The 19,719-nt window shown below is 64.6% G+C and carries 21 protein-coding genes; 12 read left to right on the top strand and 9 right to left on the bottom strand.

Annotated features, from left to right (window positions below; translation table 11 throughout):
* Positions 1–325: 325 nt before the first annotated feature.
* Positions 326–1,294: an aldo/keto reductase gene (locus ET21_RS0108960; protein ID WP_030539401.1), complete on the top strand. Its 969-nt coding sequence runs from the start codon at positions 326–328 to the stop codon at positions 1,292–1,294.
* 53 nt (positions 1,295–1,347) lie between these two features.
* Here the strand turns inward: ET21_RS0108960 and ET21_RS0108955 are convergent, their stop codons facing one another.
* The 9 genes from ET21_RS0108955 to ET21_RS0108915 form a co-directional block, all read right to left on the bottom strand.
* Positions 1,348–2,307: an alpha/beta hydrolase gene (locus ET21_RS0108955; protein ID WP_030539400.1), complete on the bottom strand. Its 960-nt coding sequence runs from the start codon at positions 2,305–2,307 to the stop codon at positions 1,348–1,350.
* 188 nt (positions 2,308–2,495) lie between these two features.
* Complete coding sequence (locus ET21_RS0108950) at positions 2,496–3,311, bottom strand: SDR family NAD(P)-dependent oxidoreductase (RefSeq protein WP_030539399.1); 816 nt, start codon at positions 3,309–3,311, stop codon at positions 2,496–2,498.
* Between the two features lie 24 nt (positions 3,312–3,335).
* Positions 3,336–4,154: a sugar phosphate isomerase/epimerase gene (locus ET21_RS0108945; protein ID WP_237751528.1), complete on the bottom strand. Its 819-nt coding sequence runs from the start codon at positions 4,152–4,154 to the stop codon at positions 3,336–3,338.
* Between the two features lie 66 nt (positions 4,155–4,220).
* Positions 4,221–5,270, bottom strand: coding sequence for a 4-hydroxy-2-oxovalerate aldolase (gene dmpG / locus ET21_RS0108940; RefSeq protein ID WP_030539397.1), 1,050 nt, complete (start codon positions 5,268–5,270; stop codon positions 4,221–4,223).
* The gene (locus ET21_RS0108935) at positions 5,267–6,214 is read right to left on the bottom strand and encodes an acetaldehyde dehydrogenase (acetylating) (protein ID WP_030539396.1); all 948 of its coding nucleotides are present in this window, start codon (positions 6,212–6,214) and stop codon (positions 5,267–5,269) included. The genes dmpG and ET21_RS0108935 overlap by 4 nt, the downstream gene beginning before the upstream one ends.
* Before the next feature lie 43 nt (positions 6,215–6,257).
* Positions 6,258–7,052 carry a fumarylacetoacetate hydrolase family protein gene (locus tag ET21_RS0108930; RefSeq protein ID WP_021236691.1) on the bottom strand — a complete coding sequence of 265 codons (795 nt, stop codon included), beginning with the start codon at positions 7,050–7,052 and terminating at the stop codon, positions 6,258–6,260.
* The gene (locus ET21_RS0108925) at positions 7,049–7,549 is read right to left on the bottom strand and encodes a flavin reductase family protein (protein WP_030539394.1); all 501 of its coding nucleotides are present in this window, start codon (positions 7,547–7,549) and stop codon (positions 7,049–7,051) included. Before ET21_RS0108925 ends, ET21_RS0108930 begins: the two co-directional genes overlap by 4 nt.
* Positions 7,542–8,357, bottom strand: coding sequence for an alpha/beta fold hydrolase (locus ET21_RS0108920; RefSeq protein ID WP_021236689.1), 816 nt, complete (start codon positions 8,355–8,357; stop codon positions 7,542–7,544). The genes ET21_RS0108925 and ET21_RS0108920 overlap by 8 nt, the downstream gene beginning before the upstream one ends.
* Positions 8,358–8,369: 12 nt before the next feature.
* Entirely contained in the window at positions 8,370–9,590 is a 1,221-nt protein-coding gene (locus ET21_RS0108915) for an acyl-CoA dehydrogenase family protein (RefSeq protein ID WP_021236688.1), read from the bottom strand.
* 271 nt (positions 9,591–9,861) lie between these two features.
* Between ET21_RS0108915 and ET21_RS0108910 the strand changes: the two genes are divergently transcribed.
* The 11 genes from ET21_RS0108910 to ET21_RS0108860 are packed head-to-tail and all read left to right on the top strand — an operon-like array spanning position 9,862 to position 19,694.
* Positions 9,862–10,779, top strand: coding sequence for a VOC family protein (locus tag ET21_RS0108910; protein WP_021236687.1), 918 nt, complete (start codon positions 9,862–9,864; stop codon positions 10,777–10,779).
* A gap of 4 nt (positions 10,780–10,783) precedes the next feature.
* Positions 10,784–11,671, top strand: a complete 888-nt coding sequence (locus ET21_RS0108905; protein WP_223308015.1) for a CoA transferase subunit A — start codon at positions 10,784–10,786, stop codon at positions 11,669–11,671.
* A gap of 11 nt (positions 11,672–11,682) precedes the next feature.
* Positions 11,683–12,480, top strand: coding sequence for a CoA-transferase subunit beta (locus tag ET21_RS0108900; RefSeq protein WP_021236685.1), 798 nt, complete (start codon positions 11,683–11,685; stop codon positions 12,478–12,480).
* 2 nt (positions 12,481–12,482) lie between these two features.
* Entirely contained in the window at positions 12,483–13,385 is a 903-nt protein-coding gene (locus ET21_RS0108895; RefSeq protein ID WP_030539392.1) for an enoyl-CoA hydratase, read from the top strand.
* Positions 13,385–14,473, top strand: coding sequence for a nitronate monooxygenase family protein (locus ET21_RS0108890; protein WP_021236683.1), 1,089 nt, complete (start codon positions 13,385–13,387; stop codon positions 14,471–14,473). The genes ET21_RS0108895 and ET21_RS0108890 overlap by 1 nt, the downstream gene beginning before the upstream one ends.
* Positions 14,474–14,490: 17 nt before the next feature.
* On the top strand, positions 14,491–15,240 hold the full coding sequence (locus ET21_RS0108885; RefSeq protein WP_021236682.1) for an enoyl-CoA hydratase family protein: 750 nt from the start codon (positions 14,491–14,493) through the stop codon (positions 15,238–15,240).
* On the top strand, positions 15,240–16,394 hold the full coding sequence (locus tag ET21_RS0108880) for an acyl-CoA dehydrogenase (RefSeq protein ID WP_030539391.1): 1,155 nt from the start codon (positions 15,240–15,242) through the stop codon (positions 16,392–16,394). The genes ET21_RS0108885 and ET21_RS0108880 overlap by 1 nt, the downstream gene beginning before the upstream one ends.
* A 13-nt stretch (positions 16,395–16,407) precedes the next feature.
* Entirely contained in the window at positions 16,408–17,439 is a 1,032-nt protein-coding gene (locus ET21_RS0108875) for an acyl-CoA dehydrogenase family protein (protein WP_030539390.1), read from the top strand.
* Positions 17,432–18,586, top strand: a complete 1,155-nt coding sequence (locus ET21_RS0108870) for an acetyl-CoA C-acetyltransferase (RefSeq protein ID WP_021236679.1) — start codon at positions 17,432–17,434, stop codon at positions 18,584–18,586. The genes ET21_RS0108875 and ET21_RS0108870 overlap by 8 nt, the downstream gene beginning before the upstream one ends.
* A 17-nt stretch (positions 18,587–18,603) precedes the next feature.
* A complete protein-coding gene (locus tag ET21_RS0108865; RefSeq protein ID WP_030539389.1) occupies positions 18,604–19,254 on the top strand; it encodes a gamma carbonic anhydrase family protein in 651 nt (216 codons plus the stop codon).
* Complete coding sequence (locus ET21_RS0108860; protein ID WP_030539388.1) at positions 19,251–19,694, top strand: nuclear transport factor 2 family protein; 444 nt, start codon at positions 19,251–19,253, stop codon at positions 19,692–19,694. Before ET21_RS0108865 ends, ET21_RS0108860 begins: the two co-directional genes overlap by 4 nt.
* Positions 19,695–19,719: the final 25 nt, after the last annotated feature.

Raw genomic sequence — 19,719 nt, 5'->3', positions numbered from 1 at the left:
CTTATCTGCATTCTTGCCCACCTCTCTATTTGGCGGGACCATAGCGTGGCGAATCGATGAGCGCCAGATTTTCGTTGCGGGCGCCGCTCCGCCAAAGTCAAGCCGCCCGCGCACATGCGATCATCGCATCAATATGGCCCGGCAAGCAGCTATTCCGCACAATCCCCTTCCCTTTGACCCTTGCAATGCGTAACGGATAGGGAGGCTGGCGATGCAGGCCAAGCATCGCAGCGTGGTCGCGCGCATAGGCGGCGCGGTCGCGAGCCCGCTCTAATTGAGACCGGTCTTCCACGGGAAGGCCGATGCACCCATTCAGGAGAATGCCATGCTTTCGAAAGTGACGCTCGCCAACACCGACCTGAAGGTCAGCCAGCTATGCTACGGCACCAACATGCTGGGTTCCGCCATCGACCAGCAGCGCGCCAACGCCATCCTGGACAAGTTCGTGGAACTGGGCGGCAACTTCGTGGACACCGCCCGTTCCTATGGCGACTGGATTCCCGATGGTCCCAAGGGCGCGAGCGAACGCGCGATCGGCGCGTGGCTGAAGGGCAAGAAGCGCGAGGATGTGGTCATCGCCACCAAGGGCGGCTTCTTCGACATGCGCGTGGGCGACTATCGCAACCGCGTCAACCCGGCCGACGTCGCCAGCGACCTTAATGAAAGCCTGGAGCATCTGGGCGTCGACACGATCGACCTTTACTGGCTGCACATGGACAATATGGACACGCCGGTCGCCGAACTGATCGACTTCCTGAACGAACAGAAGAATGCGGGCAAGATCCGCGCGTTCGGCGCGTCGAACTGGACCGCTGACCGGGTGCTGGAAGCCAATGCCTATGCCAAGGCGAACGGCAAGACCGGCTTTGCCGCGATCGAGCCTTTCTGGGGCCTGGCCAAGCCGAACGAAGCCAATGCGATGCAGCAGGGCTATCAGCTATATTTCGAGGATCATGGCAGCGCGCTCAAGGATGCGGGCCTCGCCATCCTGCCTTATTGCGCGCAGAGCCGCGGCTATTTCAGCATGCTGGAAAAGGGCGAGGACAGCGTGTCCGACGCGCTCAAGGGCTTCTATGACAATCCGGCGAACAAGGGCCGCTTCGCCGCTGCGCAGAAGGTCGCCCAGCGCCATGGCGTAAGCGTGGCCGAAGTGGTGCTGGCCTATCTGATCAACCAGCCGCAGCAGGTGATCCCGATCTTCGGCGCGTCGAGCCCCGAACGCGTCGAGGAAAGCGTCAAGGCAGCGGGCCTGAAGCTGTCGGCGGACGAGCTGGCGGAACTGCGCGCGGAATAATTCAAAGGCGGGTTAGGCGCTCCTGCGCAGGCAGGAGCACGTCGCGCTTTATATCACGCAGGCCCGGCCGCCTCTTCCCCGTGCAACGCGCGGCGGAGCGCGGCGATCATGTCGCGCTGCATGCGCCCGGACACGGGCGCGCCGGGCATGACGTCGAAGCCGTGATAGGCGCCCGGATAGACGTGCAGCTCCACCGGCACCCTGGATTCGATCAGGCGGCGCGCATAATCCATGTCCTCGGCCAGGAAGAGGTCGAGCGCGCCCACGGCGATGAAGGCGGGCGGTAGGCCCGACAGGTCCGTCGCGCGCGCGGGCACGGCATAGGGCGGCACTTCGGCCGCGCCCGGCTCCCGCCCCAGCAGCGACCGCCAGCCGAAGGCGTTGGCCTGCGGCGTCCACACGAACGCGCCCAGATGTTCGGGCTGGCGCGTGATGCAGGTGCGATCGTCGAGCATGGGATAGATAAGGATCTGATGCGCGATCGCCGGGCCGCCCCGGTCGCGCGCCATCTGCGTCAGGGCAGCGGCAAGGCCCCCGCCAGCGCTCTGCCCCGCAACCGCGATGCGGGCCGGATCGACCCCCAGGTCAGCGGCCCGATCATGAAGCCAGGCCAGCGCGGCATAGCAATCCTCGACCGGACCGGGCGCGCGCGTTTCCGGGGCCAGCCTGTAATCGACGGATATGATCACCGCCTCCACCGCCGCCGCCAGCGTCATCATCGCGCCATGGCCGGTATTCACCGACCCCATGACATAGCCGCCGCCATGGATTTGCAGGATGGCGGGCTTCGGCCCCGCGCCCGATGGCGTGTAGACGCGGACGGTGACGCTGCGCCCATCGGGCGTCCGCACCTGCTCGTCCCGCGTGGTGACGCCGGTGCCGGCCGGCTCCGGCATGGCGGCCGACGCCTGCTCCATCCCTTCGCGCAACGCGGGGAGGATGGCGTCGTTCAGGTCGAGCGCAGGCATCATGTCGAGGCCGGGCAGCAGCGCCGGATCGATCAGGTCACGCATGGAGTGGCTTCCTTTCCTTATGGGTGGGCATGATCCGGGCTGGGCCGGTCATGTGTGTGCTTTGCGCCGCCGGTGAGGGCGTTTGTTGGCAGTGCCCGTCAGGATTGAACTGGTTCCTGCGATTGGGATTCGAACGAGCAAGTGAGTCCGTTCGACACTCCGAACCGTTCTTTCCAAAGGCTCTACACCTAATATCGCTGCCCGATCGCGCCGTCATGGTAGATGGACGCGCCGGTCACGAACCGCGCCTCTTCCGATCCCAGATAGACGAAGGCATGGGCGGTATCTTCCGGGTCGCTGGAAATGCCCAGCGGACCCATGCCCGCAATGCTCGCTTCGGCCGCTTCGACATTTTCATAAGCGCCCAGCTTCACATAATCGGCAAGACCCTCGCGGATGAGCGGGGTCATGGTGAGGCCGGGATGGACCGAATTGACGCGGATCTTCATCGGGCCGAATTCGACCGCGGCGCACATGGTCAGCATGCGGCCCGCCGCCTTCGACACATGATAGCCGATATTATGGGCATTGGGCATGTAGGAGGCCATCGACAGATTGTTGATGATGGCCCCGCCGCCGGGAAAGCGCCCGGCGCTGTCCTTGAGCGCGGGCAGGCAGGCCTTCATGCCGATGAACAGCGCGTCATGGTTGACGGCCATCACCTTGCGCAGATCGTCCAGCGAGCAATGTTCGATGCCCGCATGGATGGCGATGCCCGCATTATTGACCAATATGTCGATGCCGCCGAACGCCGCCACCGTTTCTTCCGCCACGCGCGCCCAGTCGGCTTCGCTGGTGACGTCATGCAGCAGGTAGCGGAAGGCGCTGGCGGGACCTGCCCGGCCCATGCGGGCGGTGATGGCTTCGCGTTCTTCCTCGCGAAAGTCGGTGGCGACGACGCGCGCGCCTTCGCGCAGATAGGCTTCGCAAATGGCGACGCCGATATTGCCGTCCCGGCCAGCGCCGGTGACGATCGCAACCTTGCCTTCGAGCCGTCCGGCCATGTCTCTCTCCTATGCGGTTGGGGTTCAGCGGGCCTCCAGAGCGCCCAGCGCCGCGTCCACCGCCGCGCGCGCCCGTTCCAGTGAAGACATGCCCGCGTCGAGCGCCGATTGCTGCGGCACTTCGACGCTGAGCGGAATGCCGGGCGCGAGCGCGGCGGCGAAGGCGGCGATGTCGAACGCGCCTTCCCCCGGCAGCAGCCTCTGTATGCCCGCTTCCCATTCGATGCGATCGGCGGGCATGCCTGCGGGGCCGTCAGCGATCTGGCCAAGGCGGACGCGCGGGTCCGACAGCAGCGCCATGCTCTGTTCCAGCTCTCCGCCGCGAACGATGTGCAGCAGGTCGGCGGTGACGCCGATGTCGGCGCGGCCGGTGCGGTCGATCTCCGCCAGGGTTTCAGCGAGCGTGCGGACCTGCGAGGGCGGGTAGAATTCGATGGCGAGGCCGATGCCGAAGGAGGCGGCGAGTTCGGCCAGTTCGATCAGCTTGTCGGTGCGGCGGGCGGGATCACGATCGTAGCACAGCACATTGGCGAGCGGCGCGCCAAGCTCCGCTGCCGCCTCCAGCGCGGGGGCGAAATCGGCCACGACGGTGCGGCCCGCCATGGTGAAGGGATAGATGAGGTCGACCGTGACGCCATTGGCCGCCAGCGCATCGCGGGTGGCCCGGCGGGCGGCGGGATCGCGGATCAGGTCATATTCCGGCATCGCCGGGAGGACCGCCATCGAATGGAGAAAGGGGCATATGCCCGAACAGCCCGTCGCCGCCGCCAGTTCGGCGAGCCGGGCGGGCGTGGTGTCGGTCACGGTGATATGGTCAAGCGACAAGCGCGGCCGGGCCGTCACGCTCCCTCTCCTCATCCTGTCTGGCGAGAATGAGGCGCGGCCATGGTCCGGCCGCGCCCCTGCCGATCAAGCGGCGGCTTCGCGCGCCTTCACCATGTCGAGCGCGACGTCGACGATCATGTCTTCCTGCCCGCCGACCATCTTGCGGCGGCCGAGTTCGACCAGGATGGTGCGGGTGTCGAGTCCGTAGGTTTCCGCCGCCTTTTCCGCATGGCGCAGGAAGGAGGAATAGACCCCGGCATAGCCGAGCGCGAGGGTTTCGCGGTCGACACGGACCGGGCGGTCCTGCAAGGGGCGGACGAGGTCTTCGGCTGCATCCATCAGCGCGTTGACATCGCAGCCATGGTTCCAGCCCTTGCGGTCGGCGGCGGCGATGAAGACTTCCAGCGGCGCGTTGCCCGCGCCCGCGCCCATGCCGGTCAGCGATGCGTCGATGCGCACCGCGCCGCACTGCGCCGCGACGATCGAGTTGGCGACGCCGAGCGAGAGATTGTGGTGGGCGTGGATGCCGCGCTGGGTTTCGGGCTTGAGCACGCGGTCATAGGCTTCGAGCCGCGCCTTGACGCCGTCCATGTCGAGCGCGCCGCCGCTGTCGGTCACATAGACGCACTGCGCGCCATAGCTTTCCATCAGAAGGGCTTGCTCCGCGAGCTTTTCGGCATCGATCATGTGGCTCATCATCAGGAAGCCGGACACGTCCATGCCCAGGTCGCGGGCGATGCCGATATGCTGTTTCGACACATCGGCTTCGGTGCAGTGGGTCGCGACGCGGACCGAACGCACGCCGATGTCATAGGCGCGGCGCAGTTCCTCGACCGTGCCGACGCCGGGCAGGATCAGGGTGGTGAGGACCGACTTGCTGAGCACGGACGCGACCGCTTCCAGCCATTCCCAGTCGGTGTGCGCGCCAAAGCCATAGTTGAAGCTCGCGCCGCTCAAGCCGTCGCCATGCGCGACCTCGATCGCGTCGACGCCCGCATCGTCAAGCGCCTTGGCGATGGCCTTCACATGATCGATGCCATACATATGGCGGATGGCGTGCATGCCATCGCGCAGGGTCACGTCCTGGATGTAGAGCTTGTCGCCCGACTCCACGTTGAACTTGGCGCCGCTCATGCTGCCACCTTCTTTCCTTCGAGAATGCGCTGCGCCAGCAGCTCGCCGGTCGCCTTTGCGGCGGCGGTCATGATGTCGAGATTGCCCGAATAGCTGGGCAGGTAGTCGCCCGCGCCTTCGACCTCCAGCAGGATCATGGTCTTGATGCCGGTGAATTCGCCACGGCCGGGGATCTTGAGTTTGTTATTGTCGCCGAAGCGTTCGAACTGCACTTCCTGCTTGAGGCGGTAGCCGGGGACGTAGGCCTGCACCTTCTTCACCATCGCTTCGACCGAAGCGCGGATGGTGTCCTCGTCAGCGCCCTCCGACAAGGTGAAGACGGTGTCGCGCATGATCATCGGCGGTTCGGCGGGGTTCAAAATGATGATCGCCTTGCCCTGCGCCGCGCCGCCGACCTTTTCGATGGCGTTGGCGGTGGTGCGGGTAAACTCGTCGATATTGGCGCGGGTGCCGGGACCGGCCGAGCGCGAGGAAACCGACGCGACGATTTCGGCATAGTGGACCGTCGCCACCTGGCTGACCGCCGCGACCATGGGGATGGTCGCCTGGCCGCCGCACGTCACCATGTTGACGTTGCCCGCGTCCAGATTCTCTTCCATGTTGACAGGCGGAATGGTGAAGGGGCCGATGGCGGCGGGGGTCAGGTCGACCACCTGCTTGCCGTCCTTGCGCAGCGCTTCGTCATGGACCTTGTGCGCATAAGCCGAGGTCGCGTCGAAGACGATGCCGATTTCGGGATAGACATCCATCTTCATGAGGCCTTCCAGCCCCTCATGCGTGGTGGCGACGCCGCGCTCGCGCGCCATGGCGAGGCCTTCGGACTTCTCGTCGATGCCGACCACGACGGCCAGTTCCATATTCTGCGGATATTTGATCATCTTGATCATGAGGTCGGTGCCGATATTTCCCGAACCGATGATCGCCGCCTTGACCTTGCCAGTCATGAGTTACTCCCTAAGCACCGCGCCAGCGATGCGACACTGAAAATCAGACGAAACGCGCGGTGCAGGCGCCGACGCCATGCAGCTGCATTTCAAACACATCGCCAGCCTTCGCCGGTTCGAGCGGCACGAGGCTGCCCGACAATATCACATCGCCCGCATCCAGGGTAACGCCATAAGCGCCCAGCGTGTTGGCGAGCCAGGCGACCGCTTCGGCCGGAGAGCCCTGAACGGCGTGGCCATAGCCTTCGCTGAGCGGCTGGCCGTTCTTGGTCACGGTGACGTGCAGGTTGGGCAGGTCATGCGCGCGCGGATCGGCGCGCGCCTCGCCCAGCACATAGACGCCGCAGGAGGCGTTGTCGGCGACCGTGTCGACAATGCCGATCTTCCAGTCCCGAATGCGGCTGTCGACGATTTCGAAGCAGGGGACGATCGCCTCCGTCGCGGCGATGACCTGATCGGCGGTGACGCCGGGGCCCTTGAGCTGGTCCTTGAGGATGAAGCCGATCTCCGCCTCCGCACGGGGCTGGATCAGGCCGTTCGCCTTCACGTCGATGTCACCTTCCACGAACATGCGGTCGGTGAGGAAGCCGAAGTCGGGCTGGTGCACGCCCAGCATGTCCTGCACCGCCTTCGACGTGACGCCGATCTTCTTGCCGATCACGCGCTCGCCATCGGCCTTGCGCTTTTCGAGCGCGCCCAGCGAAATGGCGTAGGCGTCATCCACGGTAAGCTGCGGATGGCGGGCGATAAGCGGTTCGACCGTCCGCCCTTCGCGCAGCGCCTCGTAAAGCTCCTGCGCGAGCGTGTCGTTCAGGCTCCGGTCAACGGTTTCGGTCACAAATAGGCTCCGTCCTGGTAGATCAGCGGCTCGACCGCATCCGACAGCCGCACCGCATTGACGGGCGCTACCACGATGCTGTGCGAACCGTAAGGCGTGATGCTGTCGATCGTGCAGGCCAGATTGGCCTGCGCGTCCTCCAGCATTGGAAGCCCCTGCGCATCCTCCGTCCACTGCCCTACGCTGAACCGTTCCTCCCGCGCGACCGCGCCGCCGAACGCCGCCGACACATCGCGCTGGTGCCGCGAGAGCAGGTTGACGCTTATCGGGCAGCCGGGCGACAGGCAGGCATGAAGCCCCGCCGTCTGGTTGACGCAGACGAGAATGGCGGGCGGGTCCATCGTCAGCGAGGTGATGGAGGTCGCCGCCATGCCGACCGGCGCGCCATCCCCCCGGCCGACGATGATGGCGACGCCCGACGCCAGGCGGCGCATCGCCCCCCGGAAGCCGGTGGCGACATCCGCCGGGTCCGCCATGAGCTGGGGCGCACTAGCCATTCAGGAAAGCCAGCGAGTAGCGGTTGAATTCGTCCGCGCGCTCCACCTGGACCCAGTGGCCCACCTTGTTGAAGGTGACGCAGCGCACATCCTCGCAGGCTTCGAGGAAGAGGTTGATGCCCTCCAGCGGCATGAACCGCTCATTATACCCCCAGAAGAGGAGGATCGGCATCTTCAATTCGTTGAGGCGCGGGCCAAGGTCAGGCGTGCGCATCCGCACGATCACGTCCTTGGGCTGTGTCCGGGCGACGGCGAAGCGCTCCTTCACCAGATCGTCGGTGACATGGACCGGATCATATACGAGGTTGGTGATCAGGCGGCGCTGTTCATCCTCGTTGAAGTCGGGCCCGCCGAACGAACTCACCATGCTGGCGATGCCCGGCATCTTGAAATAATCCTCGCGCGGGTGGATGCAGCCAGGCGCCATCAGGATCAGGCGGTCGACAAATTCCGGGTGATCGAGCGCGATCTGCAAGGCGATGCCGCCGCCCAGCGAATTGCCGACGAGGATAGCCTTTTCAATGCCATGCGCCTTGAGCGCCTCCAGCAGCGTGCTGGTGAACAGATCGAGCGTATAGTCGATCCCTTCGGGCTTGGAGGAAGCGCCATAGCCGATAAGGTCGGGCAGGATCACGCGGTAGCCGCCGTCGGCGAAGACCTGCGCATTCTGGCGGAAATTGGATGCGCCCGACGCGCCGGGGCCGCTGCCGTGGATGAACACGACGGCGGGCCCTTCGCCCAGTTCCGCGACCGAGATATCGTAGCCGCCGGTGACCCCGTGCGTCTTGCGGGAAAGTTCGCTGGCCATGCCGGTTCCTTTTTAGATGAAGGTGAAGCCGGGCGCTTCGCCCTGCATGGTGCCCAGCACGTCGCTGCTGCGGTTGCCCGGATCGTTGGCGACATGCGCGCGCGCGGCATGCAGGTCGAGCCAGGGCTGGATGATCGGGCTGGACATATAGATAGCCCGGCCGCCCAGCAGCTTCACGATGTCATCGACCAGGTCGGCCATGCGGCGCACGACATTGGACGACTGGTAGGCGAACAGGGCGCGGCGTTCCATCGGCACCGGCTCGTTGCGTTCCGCATAGTCGATCATTTCGTTGAAGGTGGCGCGATGCGTCAGCTCCATCTCATTGACTTCGGCGATGGCGCGGGCGAGCGCGGCGTGCAGCACCGGATCGGCCTTCGCGGCCTTGCCCGTGTTGCTGGACACGCGGCTGTTCATGATGTCGATGCCCGCCTGGATCGCGGCGCGCGTGCCGCCGAAGGCTGCGGTCGACACGGAGCGGACGAACAGCTGCGCCCAGGGCATGCGATAGAGCGGCGCGGTGTTGGTTTCCTGCCCCGGATTCTTGCAGGCGAAGCCGTCGCTGGCCTTGTGCGTGCGATATTCGGGGACGAAGACGCGATCGACGACGATGTCGAAGCTGCCCGTGCCCTGAAGCCCGAACGTGTCCCAGGTGCCTTCGATCACCTGATAGTCGGGACGCGGCAGCAGGAAGGTGCGCATGTCCGGCGGACCGCCATTGGTGTCGAAGTTGATCGCGCCCAGCAGCACCCAGCCGCAATGAGTCGAGCCGGAAGAAAAGCCCCAGCGGCCGGACAGGTAGAAGCCGCCCTCCACCTTTTCCACCTTGCCCACCGGCTGATAGGTGGAGGAAACGAGCATGTCGGGATCGTCGCCCCAGACTTCTTTCTGCGCTTCATCATGGAACAGCGCGAGTTCGAAGGGATGGCAGCCGAGCACGCCGTAGATCCAGCCGGTCGACATGCAGCCTTCGGCCAGCGCCTTCTGGATTTCGAAGAAGACGTTGGGGTGCATTTCATAGCCGCCGTACCGCTTGGGCTGGAGCACGCGGAAGAATCCCGCCGCCTTCATCTCCGCCACGGTTTCGGCCGGGACATTATGGGCCAGGGTGCAGGCGCGGGCGCGTTCGCGCAGCGTCGGAATCATGGCGCGGGCGCGTTCGATCAGCGCCTCCGCCGTGGGGATCTGCCCCCCGGTTTCATTGACAATTTGAGTAGCCGCAGCGCCGGTCATCATCTTCTCCGTGGAACTCGCCCGAAAACGGGATATGCGTAGACCATATAGTTCTTTGATACGCAAAACGTCAAGACGAAGGGGGCTTGCGTATTTGGCACGATGCTTATAGGCCCGATTGGAACGAATTGCTATCGCCTATGAAGATATGGCGGTAAGCGTTACGCTGCGTGAAGGTCCGGCACCGCCGGGATTGCGTAGCGGAAGCGACAGTTCCGAACGAAATTCACTGCCCCGCTCTTGCGGGGCGGGCTTTGGATGAGGCGGCAGAATGGCAGTAAAATCCCTTGGCTATGTGGTGATCGAGGCGCGGGACCTTGACGCATGGCGCGACTTCGCCTGCAACATAGCGGGCCTGATGCCCGCGCAGAGCGATCGCGAGGACGTGGCGCTGTTCCGCATGGACGACCGCCCCTTCCGCCTGTGGGTGCAGAAGGGCGATCGCGACGCCTTCGTCGCGCCGGCGTGGGAATTTGCGAGTCGCGAGGATTTCGAATCAGCGCTCGCCAGGCTGGAGGCCGCGGGCCGTCCCGTGGAGCGCGCGGGCGTGATGGAAGCGCGGGCGCGCCAGGTGACGGAGCTTGCCCGGTCTTCCGACCCGTGCGGCCATGCGATGGAGCTGTTCTACGGCCGCTTCTATGATTATGCCCCGTTCGTGTCCCCGGCCGCCGTCAGCCGTTTCGTGACCGGCGACAATGGCGACATGGGCATGGGCCATGTCGTTCTGACCGCTCCGAATTTCGACGAGACGCACGCTTTCTACAAGGATGTGCTGGGCTTCCGCGACACCGACCTTGGCCGCTTCTACCTGGGCGGCGGCGGGCCAGACGATCCGGGCGTGGGCTTTGCCTTCATGCATTGCAACGCCCGCCACCACAGCCTGGCTCTGGGCCAGTTGCCCGAAAGCCCGAACGGCGCGGTGCACATGATGCTGGAAGTCGGCAGCCTGGAGGATGTGGGCCGCGCCTATGACCGCGTGCTCAAGAGCAAGGGCAAGGTGCCGCTTTCGGCGACGCTGGGCCGCCATGTGAATGACAAGATGACGTCCTTCTACATGCAGACGCCGGGCGGCTTTGATATTGAATATGGCTGGAACGGAATGGTGATCGACCCGGCAAGCTGGGTGCCCACCACCAGCCTGGGCGTCAGTGACTGGGGCCACAAATGGGCCCATGAAAAGGATGACTGAGACTATGCTCGACAAGCGTATGACGGTGGATGACATCGTCGGCCAACTTTCCGACGGCATGACCATCGGCATCGGCGGATGGGCGACGCGGCGCAAGCCGATGGCCCTGATCCGCGCGATCGCCCGGTCGAACCTGAAGGACCTGACCCTGATGGCGGGTTATGGCGGCATGGACATCGGCATGCTGGCCGCCACCGGCAAGATCAGGAAGCTGGTCTTCGCTTTCGCCAGCCTGGATCATTTCCCGCTGGAACCGCATTTCCGCAATGCGCGCCAGGCGGGCGCCTTCGAAGTGCTGGAACTGGACGAGGGCATGTATCATTGGGGCCTGCGCGCAGGCGCGATGAAGCTTCCCTTCCTGCCGACGCGCGTCGGCATCGGCACCGACATCATCAACCAGTCGGGCTTCGACTTCAAATTCGTGAAAAGCCCCTATGAGGATGGCGAGGAATTCGTCGCCATGCCCGCGCTGGTGCCGGACGTGGCGCTGATCCATGCGCATCGTTCCGACGAGCGCGGCAACCTGCTCAACCTGTCGGTCGATCCGATCTTCGACGAGTTGCTGGTGCGCGCGGCGGGCAAGAGCTACGCCACGGTCGAGAAGATCGTGACGACGGCCGAACTGGATATGAAGAAGAACAGCCGCTACAATCTGGTCGAGCGCACGATGATCAACGGCGTCGCCGAAGCGCCGCTGGGCGCGCATCCGTCAAGCGCCGCGCCAGACTATCAGCTCGATCTGAAGCACATCAAGACCTATGTCGAGAGCGCTGCCTCGCCAGAGGCATGGGCCGAATATAAGGCGAAGTTCATCGACGTGTCCGAAGCGGACTATCAGGCGGCGATCGGCGGCGAGGAAGCCGTCAAGCAACTGCCCGTCCCCATTTACTGAGCGAGACTGACATGACCCAGAATAGCTATTCGCTCGCCGAACTGGTCATCGCCGCCTGCGCCGAAGTGTGGCGCGACAATGGCGAGGTGATGGCGACCGGCATCGGCCCCCTGCCCCGCATCGGCGCTGGCCTTGCCAAGCTGAGCTTCTCCCCGGCGATCCAGACCACCGATGGCGAGGTCTGGTATACCAGCGAGCCGGTCGGCCCCGGCAAGCGCAACAGCGAGCCCGAATATGAAGGCATCGCCAATTATGACCGCGTCTTTTCCGCGCTGTGGAGCGGCCGCCGCCATGCGCTGGTCGGCCCGGTGCAGATCGACCGCTTCGGCCAGGCCAATATCTCCGTCATCGGCGATCATAAGAAGCCCAAGGCGGCGATGCTGGGTGCGCGGGGCTTCCCCGGAAACTCGATCAGCCATCCCAACAGCTTCTTCTTCCCGAACCACAACAAGCGCGCGTTCGTGGAAGGCGAAGTCGATTTCGTCTGCATGGCGGGCTATAATCCGGCGCGCTACCGCAATGGGCAGCCGCCCAAGGGCCTGGACCTTCGCCGCATCATCACCAACCTGTGCGTGATGGATTTTGGCGGGCCGGATCATCAGATCCGCGTGATTTCGCTGCATCCGGGCGTTACCTTTGAGGAAGTGCAGGACAATACCGGCTTTCCGCTCGCCAAAATCGCGGACGAAATCCCGGTGACGCCTGCGCCGACGGCCGAGCAGCTGGAACTGATCGCGAAGATCGACCCCAACAATGTCCGCGCGACCGTGTTCAAGGATAACCCGGCCGGAGACAGAAGGGCAGCCTGACAATGAACGAAACCGACCGCCTGGTCGAACCGCAGCAGGTCGACATTGTTTACGAGACCGACGAGCCGGTCACCTATGAGGTGATCGACAATGTCGCATGGATCATGATGAACCGTCCGGGCTTCAACAATGCCCAGAACGGCCAGATGACCTATGCGCTCGACGACGCCTTCATGAAGGCGGTAAGCGATGACGATGTGCGCGCGATCGTGCTGGGCGGCAACGGCAAGCATTTTTCGGCCGGGCATGACATCGGCACGCCCGGCCGCGACGTGCACAAGCATTTCGAAAACCGGCTGATGGTGCCGGGCCATGTCAACAAGCCCGCCGCAGAACTGCTCTATACACGCGAGAAAGAGCAATATGTCGGCATGTGCCGGCGCTGGCGCGACGCGCCCAAGCCGACGATCGCCATGGTGCAGGGGGCGTGCGTCGCAGGCGGGCTGATGCTGGCCTGGGTATGCGACCTGATTGTCGCTTCCGACGATGCCTTCTTCCAGGACCCGGTCAACCGCATGGGCATTCCGGGCGTCGAATATTTCGCCCATGCCTATGAGCTGCCGCCGCGCATCGCCAAGGAATTCCTGCTGCTGGGCGAACGGATGAGTGCGCAGCGGGCCGAACAGTTCGGCATGGTGAACAAGATCGTCTCCCGCGAGGCGCTGCGCGAAACCGTCGAGAAGATGGCGGCCAAGCTGGTGGCGCAGCCCCGGCTTGGCAACTGGCTGACCAAGCAGGCGATCAACCATGTCGAGGAGCTGATGGGCAAGCGCAACGCGATGGAGGCGCAATATCATATGCACCATTTCGCCCATGCGCAGAATGACCTCGTCCAGGGCAGCTCGATCGCCGGACTTGACGCCAAGAAGATGGCGGAAGCGAACAAGAAGCAGGCGAGCGAGTAATGGGCGATCCGCTGCACACGATTTTGACCGAGCGGCTGGGTTGCCGCTGGCCGATCATCCAGACCGCGATGGGCTGGGTCGCCGAACCGAGCCTGGTGATCGGCTCCAGCAATGCGGGCGCCTTTGGTTTCCTCGGCGCTGCCGTCATGACGCCGGAGGAAGCGCGCGAGAAGATCCTGGCTGTGCGCAAGGGCACGGACCGGCCCTTTGGCGTCAATTTCCACAGCTTCCAGCCCGGCGCTGACCAGATCGTCGAACTGATCCTCGCCAACAAGGATCAGGTGCGCGCGGTCAGCTTCGGGCGCGGGCCCAACGCCAAGATGATCGGCCGCTTCAAGGATGCGGGCATCCTGTGCGTCCCCACCGTCGGCGCAGTCAAGCATGCGCAGAAGATGGTCGAATTGGGCGTGGACATGGTCAATGTCCAGGGCGGCGAAGGCGGCGGCCATACGGGATCGGTGCCGACCACCGTGCTGCTCCCGCAGGTGCTCGACGCGGTCAAGGTGCCGGTGATTGCAAGCGGCGGCTTTGCCGATGGGCGCGGGCTTGCCGCAGCGCTCGCCTATGGCGCGGTCGGCATCGCCATGGGGACGCGGTTCCTTCTGACCAAGGAAAGCCCGGTCCCCGACAGCGCCAAGGCGGAATATCTGAAAGCCAGCACGGACCGGATCGTCGTCACCACCAAGCTGGACGGCATTCCGCAGCGGATGGTGCGCACGCGGTTGATGGACCGGATCGAGAAATCGGGTTCGCTCGGCATGTGGCTGCGCGCGATCGAGGCGGGCATGGCGATGAAGAAGCAGACCGGCGCAAGCTGGATGGACTTCATCAAATCGGCGCGTGGCATGACGGCGCACGGCGCAATGCCGCTCAAGCAGGCGATGATGGCCGCGACCATGCCAATGCTGATCCAGAAGGCGGTGGTCGAAGGCGATATCGAGCATGGCGTGATGGCGACTGGCGTCGTGGGCGGGCGGATCGGCGAAATCCCGACCTGCCAGGAACTGGTCGACCGCATCGTCGCCGAAGCGCATGAGCGCCTCGCCGCGCTGGCCGCCATGGGCCGCGAAACCGCAAGCGCGGCCTGAGGAAGAAGGACAGGAATATGCCGATTACGCTGAGCGTCAAGGATCACATCGCCGAGATCCTGTTCGACCATCCGCCGGTCAACGCCTTCGACACCAAGGGCTGGGAATCGATTCCCGCAATGGTTTACGAAGCCGCGGCGAACGAGGATGTGAAATGCATCCTGATCCGCGCCGAGGGCCGGGGTTTCTGCGGCGGCGTCGATATCAAGGAGATGCAGGCGCATCCCGAGCGCATCGCCAAGCTGAACAAGGACAATTACCTGACCTTCAAGGCGATCCGCGAATGCGCGATCCCGGTGGTGGGCGCGCTCCATGGCTTCGTGATCGGCGGCGGCGTGAACATCGCGGGCGCTTGCGACGCGCTGATCGCGGCGGAAGGGGCCTATTTCTCGCTGCCCGAAATCGATCGCGGCGCGATGGGCGGCGCGGCCTTCATGAGCCGCATGCTGCCGGTCCAGATGGTGCGCGCCAATTTCTTCACCGGCGGCCGCATCCCGGTCGAGGACGCCTATCGCCATGGTTCGGTGCACAAGGTGGTGCCGCTCGAAAAGCTCAAGGAAGAGGCCTACGCCTTTTGCGAGGTGATCGCGTCCAAGAGCCGGGCGGCGCTGGTGATCGCCAAGCAAGCGCTGAACCTGATCGAGCCAACCGATCCGTCGGCGCATTATCGCATTGAGCAGGGCTTCACGCTCGAAATGTACATGCATGAAGACAGCCAGAAGGCGCGTGACGCTTTCGTGGAAAACAAGGGCGCGGCGAAATTCTGATGGACCTGACTTACACTCCTGAGCAGCAGGCGTTCCGCGCCGAAGTGCGCGCATGGCTGGAAGCCCATGTGCCAGCAGAACCGCTGGAGCATTTCGACGCGACGCGCGAAGGCTTCGAAGCGCATCGTGAATGGGAAAAGACGCTGAAGTCGGGCGATTGGGGCATGGTGACCTGGCCCAAGGAATATGGCGGGCGCGGCCTTGACCTTATCCAGTGGCTGATCTTCGAGGAAGAATATTATCGCGCCGGAGCGCCCGGCCGCGTCAACCAGAACGGCATTTTCCTGCTGGGGCCGACGCTGATCGAGTTCGGCACGCATGAGCAGAAGCAGCGCTTCCTGCCCAAGATGGCGAGCGGCGAGGAAATCTGGGCGCAGGCATGGTCCGAACCGCAGGCGGGCAGCGATCTGGCCGGGGTGCGCGCCACCGCGACGCGCGAGGGCGACGACTATATCCTCAATGGCCACAAAATCTGGTCGAGCCGTGCGGTCTTCGCGGATTGGGCGTTCGGCCTGTTCCGCGAGCCGGGCAGCGAGCGGCACAAGGGGATGAGCCTCATCTTCTTCCCGTTGGATGCGCCGGGCGTGACGGTCAACGCCATCAAGAAGATCAACGGCCATGTCGGCTTTGCCGAGATTTTCCTCGAGAATGTCCGCGTTCCCGCCTTCAATCGCCTGGGCGACGAGGGCCAGGGCTGGCATATCTGCATGGCGACGGCTGGCTTCGAACGCGGGCTGATGCTGCGCTCCCCTGCACGCTATCAGGTGGCGGCGAAGAAGCTCGCCGAATTGTGGGCCGCGAACAAGGAGACGGCTGATCCGGCGCTTGAAGCCGATGTCGTGCGCGCGCACATGAATGCCGACGCCTATGCGCTCAACATCTACCAGACCGCATCGCGGCTGATGGCGGGAGCGAAGATCGGGCCGGAAGCATCGACCAACAAGATTTTCTGGTCGGAACTCGACATTCACCTGACGCAGACGGCGCTGTCGATCCTGGGGCCGCAGGCGGAACTGACCCATGACGCGCCCGATGCTGCGGCCGTCGATTGGATCGACGACTATATCTTCGCGCTCGCCGGGCCCATCTATGCCGGTTCGAACGAGATTCAGCGCAACATCATCGCCGAGCGCATGCTCGGTCTGCCGCGCTAAGGGGGAATAAGACATGGATTTCACCCTTAACGAAGAACAGCTGATGTTCGCGGAGACCGCGCGGTCGCTGTTCGCCGACAGTTCGACGCCCGACCATTGGCGCAAGATGATGGAAGCGGGCGAGGCGATCGACCCGGCCCGCTGGGCCTCGATCGTCGAGACCGGCCTGACGCTGGTGCTGCTGCCCGAAAGCGCGGGCGGCATCGGGCTTGGCGAAACCGACTTCGCCCTGATCGCGCAGGAAGCAGGCTATGTCGTGCTGCCCGAACCGCTGGTCGAAAGCGCGGGTGTCGCTGCGCCGATGCTGGCGGCGCTGGCTCCCGATAGCGATGTGCTGGCCGATCCGAGCGCCACGATCGCGATCCAGCATCCGCTCAATCCCTATGTCGCCAATGCCGACAGCGCGGCGGCGATCATCCTGCATGATGGTGGGGACGCCTATCTGGCGACGCCGGATCAGGTGACGCTGACAGCGCAGCCGAGCATCGACCCCTTCCGCCGTCTCTTCTCCGTGGAGTGGGACAAAACGAAGGCAACCCCGCTGGGGAAGGCGGATTGGGACCTGGCGCTTGACCGCGCGGCGCTGTTCAACGCCGCATTCGGCCTTGGCCTTGCCCAGCGGTCGGTCGATCTGGCGGTCGATTACGCCAAGGAACGGCAGCAGTTCGGAAAGCCCATCGGCAGCTATCAGGCGGTCAAGCATCACCTCGCCTCCGCGCAGGTGGCGATCGAGTTCGCCAAGCCGGTGGTGGCCGCAGCGGCGGCCGAGATCGGTGCCCGTGACGTGCAGGCCCGCGCCCGCGTCAGCCATGCCAAGCTGGTCGCGCTGGAAGCCGCCGACAAGGCCGCCCGCGCCTCGATCCAGGTGCACGGTGCGATGGGCTATAGCTGGGAGGTGGACGTTCACCTGTTCCTCAAGCGCGCCGTCGCGCTGATCCAGACATGGGGCACCCCCGCCTATCACCGCGCGCGCATCGCCACGCGTATCTTCACCCAGCCCATGGGGCCGGACCAGACTTTTGCACGAGAGAGCGAAAATGCCTGAAGCCTATATCATCGATGCCGTACGCGCGCCCATCGGCCGCAAGAAGGGCAGCCTTGCGCATGTCCATCCGGCCGATCTGGCCGCCTTTCCCATCGCGGAACTGATCCGGCGCACGGGGGTGGACGCCAATCTGGTGGATGACGTGGTCTGGGGCTGCAACGACACGATCGGCGGTCAGGCAGGCGATATCGGGCGCACCGCCTGGCTGGTCGCGGGTCTGCCGGAGCATGTGCCGGGCGTGACCATCGACCGCCAGTGCGGCTCCAGCCAGCAGTCGGTGCATTTCGCGGCGCAGGGCGTGATGAGCGGCACGCAGGACATCGTCGTTGCGGGCGGCAGCCAGGCGATGAACCGTATTCCGATCTCATCGGCCATGACCGTCGGTCCGCAATTCGGCTTCAACGACGGACCTTTCAGGGGCTCCAAGGGCTGGGACGCGCGCTATGGCGATGAGGAAGTCGACCAGATCCGGTCCGCCGAGATGATCGCCGACAAATGGAACATCAGCCGCGAAGCGATGGAGGAATTCTCGCTGGCCAGTCATTTGCGCGCGCAGGCGGCATGGGACAATGGCTGGTTCGACAATGAAGTCGCCGCCTTCGAAGGGCTGGAAAGGGACGAGACGATCCGCCCGGCCAGCACGCTGGAGGGCATGGCCAGCCTCAAGCCCGTGCGCGAAGGGGGCAAGATCACCGCGGGCGTCGCAAGCCAGAATTGCGATGGCGCCGCTGCCTTGCTGATCGCGGGCGAACGCGCGGTCAAGGAATATGGCCTCAAGCCTCGCGCGCGCATCCACCATCTGTCGGTGCGCGCTGCCAACCCGGTATGGATGCTGACCGGCCCGATCCCCGCGACGCAACATGCGCTCAAGAAGGCGGGCATGACGGTCGATGATATCGACCTGTTCGAATGCAACGAAGCCTTTGCGTCGATCCCGATGGCGTGGATGCAGGAACTGGGCGTGCCGCATGAGAAGGTGAACGTGCAGGGCGGCGGCATCGCGCTGGGTCATCCGATCGGCGCGACGGGCGCGCGGATCATGACGACGCTGCTCAATGCGCTGGAACGTACGGGCGGCCGCTATGGCCTGCAAACCATGTGCGAAGGCGGCGGCCAGGCCAACGTCACCATCATCGAGCGGCTGTAAGAGGGAAAGCGCAGCCCATGCCCTGCTACGCCTATCAGGGGATCGTTCCCGTCGTCGATCCGAGCAGCTACGTCCATCCGCTGGCGTCGCTGATCGGCGACGTGATCGTGGGGCCGGGCTGCTTCATCGCGCCGGGCGCATCGCTGCGCGGCGATTTCGGGCGGATCGTGGTGGAGGGTGACAGCTCGATCCAGGACAGCGTCACCGTCCACGCCAACCAGTTGCGCGACACGGTCATCCGGCGCGGAGCGACCATTGCGCACGGGTCTATCATCCATGGCTGCGAGATCGGCGAAAATGCGCTGATCGGCATGAACGCCGTGATCCTGGATAATGCGGTCATTGGCGATGAAAATCTCGTCGCCGCGCTTAGCCTGGTCAAGTCCGACACAGTGACCCCACCACGCAGCCTGGTCGCGGGCAACCCCGCGAAAGTCGTCAAGACGTTCGCGCCGCATCAGGTCACCTGGCGCAACAATGGCGAGGGCGAGTATCAGAAGCTCGCGCGGGCTGCACTGACCGAGCTGGTCGAGGCGGAACCGCTGCGTGAGGCTAACGCCGAGCGTCAGGCGCAGCGCAGCCAGTCGAAGGCCGTGGCCGTGCGCCTGTCGGGCGAAACCGCGCAGCATCGCGAGCAGCAAGCGGCCCAGCGGGAAGGCAAGGCATGAGCAGCGCCACCCAGATCACCAACCTTCTCTACCGCTATGCCGAACTGATGGACGCAGGCGATCTCGAAGGAGTTGCCGCACTGTTCACGCGCGCCAAGGTGAAGACCGGCGGCGGCGAGATCATCGAAGGCGCGGCGCCGATGCTGGCGCTCTGGCGCGCCCATGTGCGGCTTTACCCTTGCGGCACACCGCGCACCAAGCATGTCATCACCAATCCCATCGTCGAGGTGGACGAGGGCGCCGGCACTGCGACCTGCCGTTCCTATTATACCGTGTTCCAGGCGACGCCCGACCTGCCTTTGCAGGCGATCTGCGCAGGCCGCTATCATGACGCCTTCGTCCGGGCAGATGGGCAATGGCATTTTTCCGGGCGGGATTATTCGCTGCTCGATCTGGTAGGCGACCTTAGTCAGCATCTGCTGATCCCGGTCGCCGCATGACGCGCAAGGCATTTTGAGGAGTAAG

This window comes from Sphingobium sp. DC-2 (genome assembly GCF_000722555.1).
Classification (GTDB): domain Bacteria; phylum Pseudomonadota; class Alphaproteobacteria; order Sphingomonadales; family Sphingomonadaceae; genus Sphingobium; species Sphingobium quisquiliarum.
Note: the sequence above shows the minus strand (reverse complement) of the source record. Positions and strands in the feature narration are given on the sequence as shown.

Excerpts from the sequence above, each read along its gene's own strand:
- ET21_RS0108960 (WP_030539401.1), top strand. The coding sequence starts at position 326 with ATGCTTTCGAAAGTGACGCTCGCCAACACCGACCTGAAGGTCAGCCAG.
- ET21_RS0108955 (WP_030539400.1), bottom strand. The coding sequence starts at position 2,307 with ATGCGTGACCTGATCGATCCGGCGCTGCTGCCCGGCCTCGACATGATG.
- ET21_RS0108950 (WP_030539399.1), bottom strand. The coding sequence starts at position 3,311 with ATGGCCGGACGGCTCGAAGGCAAGGTTGCGATCGTCACCGGCGCTGGC.
- dmpG (WP_030539397.1), bottom strand. The coding sequence starts at position 5,270 with ATGAGCGGCGCCAAGTTCAACGTGGAGTCGGGCGACAAGCTCTACATC.
- ET21_RS0108935 (WP_030539396.1), bottom strand. The coding sequence starts at position 6,214 with ATGACTGGCAAGGTCAAGGCGGCGATCATCGGTTCGGGAAATATCGGC.
- ET21_RS0108925 (WP_030539394.1), bottom strand. The coding sequence starts at position 7,549 with ATGGCTAGTGCGCCCCAGCTCATGGCGGACCCGGCGGATGTCGCCACC.
- ET21_RS0108920 (WP_021236689.1), bottom strand. The coding sequence starts at position 8,357 with ATGGCCAGCGAACTTTCCCGCAAGACGCACGGGGTCACCGGCGGCTAC.
- ET21_RS0108915 (WP_021236688.1), bottom strand. The coding sequence starts at position 9,590 with ATGACCGGCGCTGCGGCTACTCAAATTGTCAATGAAACCGGGGGGCAG.
- ET21_RS0108910 (WP_021236687.1), top strand. The coding sequence starts at position 9,862 with ATGGCAGTAAAATCCCTTGGCTATGTGGTGATCGAGGCGCGGGACCTT.
- ET21_RS0108905 (WP_223308015.1), top strand. The coding sequence starts at position 10,784 with ATGCTCGACAAGCGTATGACGGTGGATGACATCGTCGGCCAACTTTCC.
- ET21_RS0108900 (WP_021236685.1), top strand. The coding sequence starts at position 11,683 with ATGACCCAGAATAGCTATTCGCTCGCCGAACTGGTCATCGCCGCCTGC.
- ET21_RS0108895 (WP_030539392.1), top strand. The coding sequence starts at position 12,483 with ATGAACGAAACCGACCGCCTGGTCGAACCGCAGCAGGTCGACATTGTT.
- ET21_RS0108890 (WP_021236683.1), top strand. The coding sequence starts at position 13,385 with ATGGGCGATCCGCTGCACACGATTTTGACCGAGCGGCTGGGTTGCCGC.
- ET21_RS0108885 (WP_021236682.1), top strand. The coding sequence starts at position 14,491 with ATGCCGATTACGCTGAGCGTCAAGGATCACATCGCCGAGATCCTGTTC.
- ET21_RS0108880 (WP_030539391.1), top strand. The coding sequence starts at position 15,240 with ATGGACCTGACTTACACTCCTGAGCAGCAGGCGTTCCGCGCCGAAGTG.
- ET21_RS0108875 (WP_030539390.1), top strand. The coding sequence starts at position 16,408 with ATGGATTTCACCCTTAACGAAGAACAGCTGATGTTCGCGGAGACCGCG.
- ET21_RS0108870 (WP_021236679.1), top strand. The coding sequence starts at position 17,432 with ATGCCTGAAGCCTATATCATCGATGCCGTACGCGCGCCCATCGGCCGC.
- ET21_RS0108865 (WP_030539389.1), top strand. The coding sequence starts at position 18,604 with ATGCCCTGCTACGCCTATCAGGGGATCGTTCCCGTCGTCGATCCGAGC.
- ET21_RS0108860 (WP_030539388.1), top strand. The coding sequence starts at position 19,251 with ATGAGCAGCGCCACCCAGATCACCAACCTTCTCTACCGCTATGCCGAA.